Genomic DNA, 13,116 nt, shown 5'->3' with positions numbered 1-13,116 from the left:
AACGTCAATTATGAACGCAAAAAAAGCCCGGGCAGTGCCGGGCTTTCCGTGAACTGGCAGGCCTGCTTACTGGAAGCCCACGCGGTCCAGCATCTGCTGTACCTTGGTCGTGTTGGCGCCCACGGCGCTGATCGGGATGGTTTCGCTCTTGAAGGGCGCATTGCCCGTCATGGCCTTGAGGGCCGGGTTGTCGATGTTCAGGCCCTTGGCGGCGGGCCATTCGTTGTTGCCGTTGGCAAAGTAGTTCTGCGCTTCGGCGCTGGCCAGGTATTCGAGGAACTTGATGGCGTTCTCGCGGTTCTTGGCGTTCTTGGCGACGGCGCCGCCAGCGATGTTCAGGTGCGTGCCCCAGGATTGCTGGTTGGGGAACACCACGCCGACCTTGTTGACCACGGCCACATCCTCGGGCTTGCCCGAGCGCATCATGCGCGCCAGGTAGTAGCTGTTGGTGACGGCGATGTCGCATTCACCCGATGCCACGGCCTTGATCTGGTCGGTGTCGCCACCCTTGGGGGCGCGCGCCAGGTTGCCGACCATGCCCTTGAGCCAGGCCTCGGCCTTTTGCTCGCCCATGTGCTCGGTCACGGCGCCGAACAGGCTCAGGTTGTAGGGGTGCGAGCCCGAGCGGATGCACAGCTTGCCCTTGTTCTTGGCGTCGCCGAGTTCCTCGTAGGTGTCCACGTCTTCCTTTTGTACCTTGACCTTGTTGTAGACGATCACGCGGGCGCGGGTGGACAGGCCGAACCAGGCGATGCTGCCGTCGGCCGTGGGCGTGCTGCGCAGGTTGGCGGGGATGGCGTCGGTCAGCACCTTGGACTGGATGGGCTGGAACAGGCCGTCGACCTCGCCCTTGTACAGGCGCGCCGCATCCACCAGCAGGATCACGTCGGCCGGGGAGGCCGTGCCTTCGGCCTTCAGGCGCGCCAAGATGCCTGCGTCGTCCGCGTCCACGCGGTTGATCTTGATGCCCGTGGCCTTGGTGAAGCCGGTGTACAGCGCTTCGTCCGTGGAATAGTGGCGCGCCGAGTACAGGTTCACCACCTGCTCCTGGGCAGATACGGCACCGGCGGCAGCGGCCAGTGCACAGGCGGTGAGCAGGGCTTTCACGGTCTTCGACATGGGATGCATCTTTCGAGGTGTAACGACCGGGCGATGATAAAACAAACGCGAATTATTCTTAATAAAACCAAGGGGGAGGGATGGATTTGATGTCCGTGCTCCAGGGGCGTGGGTCCATCCATGGCAAGCGAAATTGCAGGCCGCCTGAGCGCTATCAAATGAGGAGCATTCGGGGCAAAAAAAAGCCCGGGGGTAACCGGGCTTTGAATTGGATCCAAGAAACGGGGGTTTCGAGAGGATCCAAGGAGACAACTGGGGGCCCCGAACTGCATTTCTGCGCTGGAGGCCATGGGTTGAATTATCAGGGTAATCCCTGCGTTGCGCCTAGAGTCTGCACTCCAGACGCAATGGATGGCTTAGCGCTTGCGGGGAGCAGCGGTCTTGGCGGCGTTGGCAGCGGTGCTGGCCACGGCGTTGAAGTTGGCTTCGGCCACGTCCGACGCCTGCTTGACGGCCTTTTGCACCGATTCAAACGCGTTGTTGGCGGCAGAGACAGCGCTCTTCATCACGGCCACGGCGGTTTCGGAACCGGCGGGGGCGTTCTTGGCAGCGCTGTCGACCAGGTTGGTGAAGCTCTTTTGAGCGTCAGCAGCTTGCGATTCGAAAGCCTTGCCGAATTCGGCAGCGGTGCCCGAAGAGATGTCGTACAGGTGGCGGCTGTAGGCAGCGGTCTTTTCAGCCAGGGGCTGGAACAGGCCGGCTTGCAGGGCCAGCAGTTCTTGTGCGTCCTTCACGCCCAGGAAAGCCTGGGTGTGGGTGGAGGCTTCCGACAGGGCAGCGCGCGAAGCGGTCACGTTCAGTTCGACCAGCTTTTCGACGCCTTCGAAAGCCTTGGTGGTCAGACCAAACAGGGTTTCGATGTTGGCCTTGTGGGATGCCAGAATTTGTTCAGCGGTCAGCGACATGTCATATCTCCTGAGAATAGGGCCCAGCGGGCCGAGGTGGTTTACAGAGAATCTGCGCTGTCGTTGACTTCGTGAGTCATGTTGCAGTGCAGCATGGGTTGAATTTTAGGGGCTTGAGCGGGGATTGCAAGTTCTTTTTGTTGCGCTGCAGCAATTTAGAGGTGACAGTCCAACACCGCGCCCCTTGCCACAATGGCGTCATGCATGCCTATTACGCAGACCAGTTCGTTCTGCCGCTGCCCGAGGGCCACCGTTTTCCCATGGCCAAGTACCGCCTGCTGCGCGATGCGGTGGCCGCCCACCTGCCCGGCGTGGCCCTGCAGGTGGCGCCGCCCGCGAGCGACGCAGAACTGGCGCTGGCCCACACGCCGGCCTATATCGACGCCATTGCCAACGGCACGCTGCCTGCGCCCGCGCAGCGCGAGATCGGTTTTCCCTGGAGCCCGGCCTTGGCCGAGCGCGCGCGCCGCTCGGTGGGGGCCACCATCGCGGCCTGCCGCGTGGCCATGGCCGGCGGGGAAGGCGGCGGCATTGCGGGCAACCTGGCCGGCGGCACGCACCATGCCTATGCCGACAAGGGCAGCGGTTTTTGCGTGTTCAACGACATGGCCGTCGCGGCCCGGCTGATGCAGGACGAGCATGCGCGCGCCGCCTCGGCCATGGGCGCCAACCCGCTGGCCCTGCGCGTGGCCATCATCGACCTCGATGTGCACCAGGGCAACGGCACGGCGCGCATCTTCCAGGGCGACGACTCGGTGTTCACGCTCTCGCTGCATGGCGCGCGCAACTTCCCCTTCCGCAAGGAGGCGGGCGACCTCGACGTGGAACTGCCCGACGGCTGCGGCGACGACGAATACCTGGCCGCACTGGAGCAGGCGCTGGACACGCTGGAGCAGCGCTTTGCGCCCGGCCTGGTGCTTTACCTGGCCGGGGCCGACCCGCATGTGGGCGACCGCCTGGGGCGCCTGCACCTGAGCCACGACGGCCTGGAGGCGCGCGACCGGCGCGTGTTCGACTGGGCCTGGCAGCGCCGCGTGCCCGTGGCCTTTGCCATGGGCGGCGGCTACGGCACGGACATTGCCGACACCATCAAGGCCCAGCTCGCCACCTGGCGCGTGGCCCACCAATACCAGCAGCGCTGGCTGAAATCCTTGCAACCCTCTCCTTCTTCTGTTTGACCATGACGACCACTTCCACCGCGCTGCGCCCGGCGCCGCAGCCCCGCAGCGCCTACCGTGCCTTCCGCTCCATCAGCACCCGCTGGGCCGACAACGATGTCTACGGCCATGTCAACAACGTCGTCTACTACAGCTGGTTCGACACTGCCGTGAACGCCCACCTCATCGAGCAGGGTGTGCTCGACATCCACGCCGGCACCACCATCGGCCTGGTGATCGAGACGCAGTGCAACTACTTCGCCCCGCTGGCCTTTCCGCAGACGGTGGAGGCCGGCATCCGCGTGGCGCGCCTGGGTGGATCGAGCGTGCGCTACGAGGTGGGCCTGTTCGCCCAGGGCGAGGAGATGAGCGCCGCGGCCGGGCATTTCATCCACGTGTATGTGGACCGCGAAACGCGCCGCCCCGTACCCGTTCCGGAGCCGCTGCGCAAGGTGCTGCAGGCACTGGTGGTGGGGGCCTGAGGCGCCTGCGTCCCCCGGCGAAAACCCCTTGCGGCCCTGCGCTGCAATGATCGGTGCGATGGCCTACACTGTGATGCTTTGCTGCCCGTTGGCCGGCAGTGCTTTCAGGGCCTTGTGCTGTGGCCCGCTTCGACAATGATCATCACCAGCCTGCTCGACACCGACCTGTACAAGTTCACGATGATGCAGGTGGTGCTGCACCAATTCCCCGGGGCGCAGGTCGAGTACCGCTTCAAGTGCCGCAACCCCGGCGTGCAGCTGGCGCCCTATGCCAATGAGATCCGCGACGAGATCCGCTCGCTGTGCAGCCTGCAGTTCCAGGATGCCGAGCTGGCCTACCTGCGCTCCATGCGCTTCATCAAGAGCGATTTCGTGGACTTTCTCGGGCTGTTCCGCCTGAACGAGAAGTACATCACCATCACGCCACAGCACAACGGCGAGATCGAGATCACCATCCGCGGGCCCTGGCTGCACACCATCCTGTTCGAGATCCCGGTGCTGGCCATTGTCAACGAGGTCTACTTCCGCAACACGCAGAAGGTGCCCAATTTTCCCGAAGGCCGCCGCCGCCTGGACACCAAGATCGCCCAACTGCAGGCCGAGGGCCTGTCCGAACTCAAGATCGCCGACTACGGCACGCGCCGGCGCTTTTCCCGCGCCTGGCACGAGGAGGTGCTGCGCGTGCTGTGCGCGCGCCTGGGCACGGGCGACCGCCGGCCCGGTGCGCCCGTGGGGCCGGGGCAGTTCGCCGGCACCAGCAATGTGCTGTATGCCATGAAGCTCGGTGTGACGCCGCTGGGCACCATGGCGCACGAGTACCTGCAGGCCTGCCAGGCGCTGGGCCCGCGGCTGCGCGACAGCCAGGTCTTCGGCTTCGAGATGTGGGCCAAGGAATACCGCGGCGACCTGGGCATTGCCCTGTCCGACGTGTACGGCATGAGCGCCTTCCTGCGTGACTTCGACCTGTACTTCTGCAAGCTGTTCGACGGCGCGCGCCACGACAGCGGCGACCCCTTCGCCTGGGGCGAGCGCCTGCTGGACCACTATCGCAAGAACCGTGTGGACCCGCTGACTAAGACGCTGATCTTCAGCGATGCGCTCACCGTGCCGCGCACCATCGAGCTGTACCAGCAGTTCCGCGGCCGCTGCCAGCTGGCCTTCGGCATCGGCACCAACCTGACCAACGACCTGGGCAGCCCGCCCGATCACGAGCCGCTGCAGGTGGTCATCAAGATGACGCAGTGCAACGGCCAGCCCGTGGCCAAGCTCTCGGACACGCCCGGCAAGGGCATGTGCGACGACGAGAAGTACCTGGCCTATCTGCGCCAGGTGTTCGAGATTCCTGCCACGACCTGATGCCTGGCATGGGCATTTCACGCGGCTTGGTCGTGGTGGGACTCACGGCGTTGCCGGGCATGGCCCTGGCGGCGGACATCGACGGCAGTGCCCTGTCCGTGCTGTGGGGTGTGCCGTTTGCCGGCCTGCTGTTGTCCATCGCCCTCATGCCGCTGCTGCTGCCCAGCTTCTGGCATCACCATTTCGGCAAGGTGGCGGCCGCCTGGGGGCTGGCCTTTCTGGTGCCGTTCGCGCTCACCTTCGGTGTGCCTGCCGCGGGCGTGAGCCTCGTGCATGCGCTGGTGGCCGAGTACATCCCCTTCGTGATCCTGCTCACGGCGCTGTACACGGTGTCCGGCGGCATCTACATCCGCGGCAACCTGCACGGCAGTCCAGGGCTCAACACCGCCATCCTGGCCATCGGTGCGGTGCTGGCCAGCTTCATGGGCACCACGGGCGCCTCGATGCTGCTGATCCGCCCGCTGATCCGCGCCAATGACAACCGCCGGCATGTGGCGCACGTGGTGGTGTTCTTCATCTTCATCGTCTCCAACGCGGGCGGCTCGCTCACCCCGCTGGGGGACCCGCCGCTGTTCCTGGGCTTTCTCAAGGGCGTGGATTTCTTCTGGACGGTGCGCCACATCTTCCCCGAGACCCTGTTCCTGGTGGGCGCGCTGCTGGTCATCTTCTACGCGCTCGACTCCTGGTATTACCACCGGCGCGAAGAGACGTTGCCGGTGGACCCCACGCCCGACAGCCGGGCCATTGGCTACGATGGCAAGGTCAATTTCGTGCTGCTTGGCGTGGTGGTGGCCCTGGTGCTGGTCAGCGGCTTCTGGAAGTCGCCGGTGGCCTGGACCATTGCCAGTGCCGAGGTGGGTCTGCCCGGCCTGGTGCGCGATGTCGGCCTGGTCATCGTGGCGCTGCTGTCGCTCAAGCTCACGCCAGCCCAGGTGCACGCGGACAACCAGTTCGGCTGGGGCCCGATGCAGGAGGTGGCCAAGCTGTTTGCCGGCATCTTCCTGACCATCATCCCCGTGATCGCCATGCTCAAGGCCGGTGTCAACGGCCCTTTTGGCGCCATCGTCTCTGCCGTGACGCGGCCCGACGGCTTGCCCGACCCGGCCATGTACTTTTGGGCCGCGGGGGCGCTCAGCTCCTTCCTGGACAACGCGCCGACCTACCTGGTGTTCTTCAATACCGCCGGGGGGGACCCGACCGTGCTCATGACCACCCTGGCCCCCACGCTGGCCGCCATCTCGGCGGGCGCAGTGTTCATGGGCGCCAACACCTACATCGGCAACGCGCCCAACATGATGGTCAAGGCGATTGCTGAAGACCGGGGCGTCAAGATGCCCAGCTTCTTCGGCTACATGCTGTGGTCGGGCGGCATCCTGGTGCCGCTGTTCATTCTGATGACCTTCATCTGGTTTCGCTGATCTGGAGATCGAACTTTCATGAGCAAGCCCCGCATTCTGGTCGCCCGCGCGATCTTCCCCGACATCGTCGAGCGCCTGCGCCAGCACTTCGAGGTGCAGGACAACCCCGAGGACGTGATCTGGACACCGGCCGAGCTGGCCGCGCGCCTGGCCGACAAGGACGGTGCCTTCACCACCGGCAGCCAACGCATCGATGCCGGGCTGCTCGCCGTCGCGCCGCACCTGCGCATCGTGGCCAACATGGCCGTGGGCTACAACAACTTCGACGTGGACGCCATGACGGCCGCCGGCGTGCAGGGCACCAACACGCCCGACGTGCTGACCGAGACCACGGCCGACTTCGGCTTTGCCCTCTTGATGGCCACCGCGCGCCGCATGACCGAGAGCGAGCACTACCTGCGCGCCGGGCAGTGGACCAAGTGGAGCTACGACATGTTCTCGGGCTCGGACATCCATGGCAGCACGCTCGGGATCATCGGCATGGGCCGCATCGGCCAGGGCATTGCGCGCCGCGGCGCGCACGGCTTCGGCATGAACGTGGTCTACCACAACCGCTCGCGCCTGTCGCCCGAGCTGGAGGCCGAATGCAAAGCCCGCTACGTCAGCAAGGAAGAGCTGCTGCGCACGGCCGACCACGTGGTGCTGGTTGTGCCCTACACCCCGGCATCGCACCACACCATCGGCGCGGCCGAACTGGCCTTGATGAAGCCCACGGCCACGCTGGTCAACATTGCGCGCGGCGGCATCGTCGACGACGCAGCGCTGGCCGTGGCCCTGCGCGAGCAGCGCATCGCGGCGGCGGGCCTGGACGTCTTCGAGGGCGAGCCCAGCGTGCACCCGGACCTGCTCACCGTGCCCAACGTGGTGCTCACGCCGCACATCGCCAGCGCCACCGTGCCCACGCGCCGCGCCATGGCCAACCTGGCGGCGGACAACCTGATCGCCTTCTTCGAGCAGGGCGCGCCGCTCACGCCGGTGAACACGCCCGCACCGAACCGTTTGCGTACACAATAACCGCCTTGCTTTCGCGCACCGCCCTGGTGCGCTCTTTCTAGCCCAGCCCCGCTTTTGACCACCGACACCCTCATCCTGCTGGCCGCGCTGGCCCTCGTCCTGTTGCTGCTGGTGCTCGTGCTGCTGCGCCGCCCGCGCGTCGATCTGCCGCCCGAACTGGCGGCCCGCCTGCAGGCCCTGGAGCAGACGGCCCAGGCCACGCAGCTGGCCGTGGCCCGCAACGATGGCGGGATGGAGGCCCTGGCCCAGCAGATGCGCGGTTTCACGCAGACCACGCAGGCCACGCTCGAAACCGTGCGCCACGCCGTGGACGAACGCCTGGCCCAGGCCGTGACCGAGTCGCGCACCGGCCGCGCCGAGCTGCTGGCGGCCTTTGGCGTGTTCGAGGGCCGGCTGGAGCAGCGCATTGAAGGACTGCAGCAGGTGGTGGCCGGCCGGCTGGAGGACAGCCGCAAGGCGCTGCTCGAGAACCTGGCCCAGGGCCAGGCCGATTCGGCCGTGGCGCGCAAGGAGCTGTCGGACACACTCACCGGTTTTCGCACCGAGCTCACCACCACCACGGCGGCGCTGGCGGCCGAGAGCGTCAAGTCGCGCGAGGCCATGACCGAGAGCGGGGTGCTGTTCGAAAAGCGCATCCAGGAGCGCTTCGAGGCGCTGACCCTGGCCACGCGCACCACGCTCGATTCGCTCAAGGGCGACATCCAGAGCCAGCTCGGGACCATGTCCGGCGCGCTCAAGGACCAGCTCGAAGCCAACGGCAACCAGATCCGCCACCAGTTCTCGGTGCTGCAGGACGCCGTCTCGCAGCAGCTCACGGGCATGCTGCAGGGCAGCCAGACCAATGCCGAGCAGCTGCGCAACGCGCTCAACGAGCGCCTGGCCGCGATCCAGGCCGACAACTCCACCAAGCTCGAGGAGATGCGCCGCACGGTGGACGAAAAACTGCACGCGACGCTGGAGCAGCGCCTGGGCGAATCCTTCAAGCTGGTGAGCGACCGCCTGGAGCAGGTGCACAAGGGCCTCGGCGAGATGCAGACCCTGGCCGGCAGCGTGGGGGACCTGAAGCGCGTGATGACCAACGTGAAGTCGCGCGGCACCTGGGGCGAAATGCAGCTCGGGGCCATCATCGAGAACGTGCTCACGCCCGACCAGTTCGCGCGCAACGTGAAGACCGTGCCTGGCAGCGACGACCTGGTCGAATTCGCCATCCGCCTGCCGGGCAAGAGCGACGAGCACCCGGTGTGGCTGCCCATCGATTCCAAGTATCCGGTGGAGCAGTACCAGCGCCTCATGGACGCTCAGGACGCGGCGGACAAGGGGCTCATTGCCTCGGCTGGCAATGCCTTCGAGGCCTCGATCAAGCTCGAGGCCAAGAAGATCTTTGCCAAGTACGTCTCGCCCCCGCACACCACCGACTTCGCCGTGCTCTACCTGCCCACCGAGGGCCTGTTCGCCGAGGTGATCCGCCGCCCCGGCCTGGTGGAGGCGCTGCAGAACGACTGCCGCGTGATGATCACCGGCCCGGCCAACCTGGCGGCCATGCTCAACAGCCTGCAGATGGGCTTCAAGACCCTGGCCATCGAAAAGCGCTCGTCCGAGGTCTGGAGCCTCTTGGGCATGGTCAAGACCGAGTTCGCCAAGTTCGGCGACGTGGTGGAGGCGACCAAGAAATCCATCGACTCGGCCGCCAAGCGCTTCGAGGAAGTGGGCGTGCGCACCCGCGCCATCCAGAAGCGCCTGCGCGACGTGCAGGACCTGCCCGCACCCGATGCGGCTGGCGTGGTGCCCAAGCTGCGCCCGCCCATGTCGGCCGCTGACGCCCAGGACGAGCTGCTGTGAACGCGGCGCTGGCCCGCCTGATCGCCGGCCAGATCTGCGTGCACGCCTGCATGGCGGGCATGCGCCTGGCTGCCCCCCTGCTGGCCCTGCGCGAGGGCTACAGCGCCGCCGCCGTGGGGGTGCTGCTGGCCCTGTTCGCGCTCACGCAGGTGTTCCTGGCGCTGCCGGCCGGGCGCTATGCCGACCGCCATGGCCTGAAGCGCCCGGTGGGCTATGCGGTGGCGGTGGCCACCGCAGGCGCGGCGGCCGCGCTGGTGTTCCCGGTGTTCCCCGTGCTGTGCCTGGCGGCGCTGGCCACCGGCGGCGCCACAGGCGCGGCCACGATTGCGCTGCAGCGCCATGTGGGCCGCGCGGCCCACGACGCCACGGCGCTCAAGCAGGTGTTCAGCTGGCTGGCCATCGGGCCGGCGGTGTCCAATTTTGTCGGGCCGTTCTGCGCCGGGCTCATGATCGACCATGGCGGCGTCATCGCGGGCGATACCCAGGGCTACCGCGCCGCGTTCGCGCTCATGGCGCTGCTGCCGCTGGCCACCTGGTTCTGGGTGCGCGACACGGTCGAGCTGCCGCCGGTGATCGCGGCGGCCGGCGGCCCGCCCCAGCGTGCCTGGGACCTGATGAACGAGGTGCCGTTCCGGCGCCTGCTCATCGTCAACTGGATCCTGTCCTCGTGCTGGGACGTGCACACCTTCGTGGTGCCGCTGATCGGACACGAGCGCGGGCTGTCGGCCTCGGTCATCGGCTCCATCCTGGGCGCCTTCGCCATTGCCGCGGCCTTCATCCGCGTACTGATGCCCCTGGTGGCCGAGCACCTGCGCGAGCGCGTGGTGGTGTCCGTGGCCATGGTGGTCACGGCGGTGCTGTTCGCGGTCTACCCGGTGATGCCCACCGCGCTCACGATGGGCGTGTGCTCGGTGCTGCTGGGCTTTGCGCTGGGTTCGGTGCAGCCCATGGTGATGAGCCTGCTGCACCAGATCACGCCTTCCCACCGCCACGGCGAGGCGCTGGGCCTGCGCCTGATGGCCATCAATGCATCGAGCGTGCTCATGCCCATGCTGTTCGGCACCGCCGGTGCCGTGATCGGCGTGGGCGGGGTGTTCTGGGTGGTGGGCGCCGCCGTGGGCGCAGGCGCGCGCATGGCCTGGAACATGGGCGCGCCCAAGGCCGGGCACTGAGGCGCACCCGCTGCCGCGCTTGTAACAAATCTCCCATGCGGGCCAAATCGGAGTAGATTCCGGTAGCGTCTGCTCACATTGCTTGCAAATCGCTGCAAGCGAATGGATCAGCGCTGCTGCCCACGACGCGGCCATCCCCGCAACGGTACGCCATTGCCCGCATGAGGAGATCTCCCATGGGTATTGTTCGTCTGTCTTGTCGCAGGCCGCTGCTGCGGCTGGTTCCGGTTCTGCTCGGTCTGGCGCTTGCTGCTGGCGCCGCCCATGCCGATGCATTGCTCGACCGGGCGGCGGCCCTGGTGCAAGGCGGTGCGGCCCGTGAGGCCTTTGACCTGCTCGACCCGCTGGAGGCCGCCCGCGCCGGCGACCCGGCCTTCGATGCCGCCATGGGCCATGCCGCCCATGCCGCAGGCCAGTACAGCCGTGCCGTGCTGGCCTGGGAGCGCGTGGTGGCCGCACAGCCGGATGACATGGCCGCGCAGGTGGCCCTGGCCCGCGCCCTGTATGCCGTGGGTGACCAGCGCGGGGTGATGGCTCTCTCGGAACGCGCACGCGCTCTGGGCATTCCGGTGGATGCCGCGCTCAGCATTGACCAGTTCCTGGTGTCTTACGACCGGGCCGCGAGCGAGGGCGGCTCCACCCTCAAGGGCTATGCCGAGTTGGCGCTGGGCCACGATTCCAACGTCAATGCCGGGCCGGCGTCGATGCTGCTGCCTTCGCCCGTGCCGGGCACTCCGGCATGGACGCTGGCGCCCTCGGCGCTGGCGCGGTCCTCCGATTTCCTGGCGGCGCTGGTTGCGGTGCGCGGGCGCTACGTGCTGGACTCGCGCTGGTCCCTGGTCGGCGCGGCCGCCGGCACGCCCCGCCGCAACGAGGGTGGGGCAGGGGCCTTCGACTCCGACCAGCTCGATGCCAGTGCCGGCGTGGCCTGGCGCTCGGAGCGCCATGAACTCATCGTGCAGGGCCAGGGCTCCTACTATGCGCTCGACGGCACGCGCCTGCGCACCATCGGCGGTGTGCTGGGCGAATGGATCTACCGGTTCGATGGCTTCCGGCAATGGGGCAGTTTCCTGCAGTCGGCCCGCCTGCACTACCCCACGCAGCCGCTGCGCGACGTGCAGCGCACGGTGCTGGGCACCTCGTATGCCCATGTGTTCCGCGATGGCAGCCTGGCCTATGCGGGCCTGCATGGCGGGCGCGAGGAGCCTGATGCGGCCGGCGTGGACTACCTGGGCCACCGCCTGGTGGGCGCGCGCGCCGGCGGGCAACTGGCGCTGGCCCGCAACTGGGCGCTGTTTGCCAACCTGGACTGGGAGCGGCGCCGCTATGGCGCTGCCGACCCCTTCTTTGCCGTGGTGCGGCGTGACCGGCAGGTGAATGCCTCGCTGGGCGTGTCATGGATACCCGCCACGGCCTGGCGCGTCACGCCGCAGTGGACGGGCACGCACAACGATTCGACCCTGCCGGTTTCCGAATACCGGCGGCGCATCTGGTCCGTCACCGTACGCCGTGAGTTTTGACGCAGAAGGGGTACTTCATGACGACCGAACCTCGCCTGTCCCGCATTGCGCTGCTCATGGCCATGGTGGCCGCGTGGCCGGCTTCCACACTCGCTGCAGCCGGGCTGGTGCAGTTCGCCACCGGCGAGGTCAGCCTGCGCCGGGGCGATGCCACCACCGGCGTGGCCAAGGGGGCCGAGGTGGACATGGGCGATGTGCTGCTGACCGGCAGCGCAGGCCGCGCGCAGATCCGCTTTACCGACGGCGGGCTGGTGGCGCTGTACCCGGATTCGCAGTTCACCGTGACCCGGTATTCCGACAGTGGCGACGTGTCGCAGGACGGCTTTGCGGTGACCTTGCTGCGCGGCGGCATGCGTGCGATCACGGGCCTGATCGGCAAGCGCAACCCGGGCAGCTACAAGGTCATCACGCCCACGGCCGTGGTGGGTATTCGCGGCTCGGCCTTCCTGGTGGGCTTCAATGCCCAGGGCCAGCTCACCGTGGCCGGCGAACAGGACGAGATCGAGGTCTGCACCGAGGCCGGCTGCGTGGGCGTGAAGGCCGGCGAGTCGGTGCTGGTGCTCTCCAGCCAGAAGCTGCCTGTGTACACGAACACGCGCGCACTGCTGCCCCTGCCGGCGCTGCCCCTGCCGCAGATGGCGGGCGACCAATTGCAGGGCGATGGCCACCGCAGCAGCGTGTTCGTGATTCCGCGGCCGCCCTCGCCGCCACCGGTGCATGTAGCGCCCCCACCGCATGTGGAAGATCCGGTCGTGCCCCTGCCAACGCCGACCCCACCGTCGTCGCCTGTGCCTGCGCCTGCACCGGTTCCGACACCGACACCGACACCGGCACCGGTGCCTGCGCCCGTACCGGTGCCGGCTCCACCGTCCACGCAGGTGCCCACCCCGGCACCGCCCACCACCGGAACCGGGACCACCACCACGCCGGGCGCCACCACACCGCCGACGACCACGCCGCCTGTGACAACGCCGCCCACCACCACGCCACCTGTAACCACCGCTCCACCGACGACTACACCACCCCGGCCGGTGCCACCGCCACCGACCACGCCGATCTTTGTGCTGCCGCCAGGGGTGATCCTGCTGCCCCCGGCACCACCACCGATACGCTGATGGCCCCACGGCGGCGCAT

General features: G+C 67.5%; 11 protein-coding genes. 9 read left to right on the top strand and 2 right to left on the bottom strand.

The window, feature by feature from the left end:
• Positions 1–66: 66 nt before the first annotated feature.
• Together AC07PF_RS27315 and AC07PF_RS27310 are read right to left on the bottom strand one after the other, a co-directional pair.
• A complete protein-coding gene (locus AC07PF_RS27315; RefSeq protein WP_007857915.1) occupies positions 67–1,119 on the bottom strand; it encodes a Fe(3+) ABC transporter substrate-binding protein in 1,053 nt (350 codons plus the stop codon).
• Positions 1,120–1,475: 356 nt separating this feature from the next.
• Positions 1,476–2,024: a phasin family protein gene (locus AC07PF_RS27310; protein WP_007857916.1), complete on the bottom strand. Its 549-nt coding sequence runs from the start codon at positions 2,022–2,024 to the stop codon at positions 1,476–1,478.
• A 200-nt stretch (positions 2,025–2,224) separates the two neighbouring features.
• On the opposite strand from AC07PF_RS27310, the gene AC07PF_RS27305 reads away from it, so the two are divergent.
• The 9 genes from AC07PF_RS27305 (at position 2,225) to AC07PF_RS27265 (ending at position 13,097) form a co-directional block, all read left to right on the top strand.
• Positions 2,225–3,202, top strand: coding sequence for a histone deacetylase family protein (locus AC07PF_RS27305; protein ID WP_494613983.1), 978 nt, complete (start codon positions 2,225–2,227; stop codon positions 3,200–3,202).
• A gap of 2 nt (positions 3,203–3,204) precedes the next feature.
• On the top strand, positions 3,205–3,663 hold the full coding sequence (locus AC07PF_RS27300; protein ID WP_494613982.1) for an acyl-CoA thioesterase: 459 nt from the start codon (positions 3,205–3,207) through the stop codon (positions 3,661–3,663).
• 135 nt (positions 3,664–3,798) lie between these two features.
• Positions 3,799–5,019, top strand: coding sequence for a nicotinate phosphoribosyltransferase (gene pncB / locus AC07PF_RS27295; RefSeq protein ID WP_494613981.1), 1,221 nt, complete (start codon positions 3,799–3,801; stop codon positions 5,017–5,019).
• A gap of 8 nt (positions 5,020–5,027) precedes the next feature.
• Positions 5,028–6,437 (top strand): sodium:proton antiporter, encoded by a 1,410-nt coding sequence (locus AC07PF_RS27290; RefSeq protein ID WP_494613980.1) that lies wholly within the window; start codon positions 5,028–5,030, stop codon positions 6,435–6,437.
• An 18-nt stretch (positions 6,438–6,455) separates the two neighbouring features.
• A complete protein-coding gene (locus AC07PF_RS27285; RefSeq protein WP_494613979.1) occupies positions 6,456–7,451 on the top strand; it encodes a 2-hydroxyacid dehydrogenase in 996 nt (331 codons plus the stop codon).
• Positions 7,452–7,505: 54 nt separating this feature from the next.
• Positions 7,506–9,290 carry a DNA recombination protein RmuC gene (locus tag AC07PF_RS27280; protein WP_494613978.1) on the top strand — a complete coding sequence of 595 codons (1,785 nt, stop codon included), beginning with the start codon at positions 7,506–7,508 and terminating at the stop codon, positions 9,288–9,290.
• On the top strand, positions 9,287–10,462 hold the full coding sequence (locus tag AC07PF_RS27275) for an MFS transporter (RefSeq protein WP_494613977.1): 1,176 nt from the start codon (positions 9,287–9,289) through the stop codon (positions 10,460–10,462). Before AC07PF_RS27280 ends, AC07PF_RS27275 begins: the two co-directional genes overlap by 4 nt.
• 176 nt (positions 10,463–10,638) lie before the next feature.
• Positions 10,639–11,982, top strand: coding sequence for a surface lipoprotein assembly modifier (locus AC07PF_RS27270; RefSeq protein WP_494613976.1), 1,344 nt, complete (start codon positions 10,639–10,641; stop codon positions 11,980–11,982).
• A 17-nt stretch (positions 11,983–11,999) separates the two neighbouring features.
• Complete coding sequence (locus AC07PF_RS27265) at positions 12,000–13,097, top strand: FecR family protein (RefSeq protein WP_494613975.1); 1,098 nt, start codon at positions 12,000–12,002, stop codon at positions 13,095–13,097.
• Positions 13,098–13,116 lie beyond the last annotated feature (19 nt).

The sequence above is a fragment of the Acidovorax sp. GW821-FHT10A04 genome, from assembly GCF_059415825.1.
This window is presented reverse-complemented; position numbering and strand designations above follow the sequence as displayed.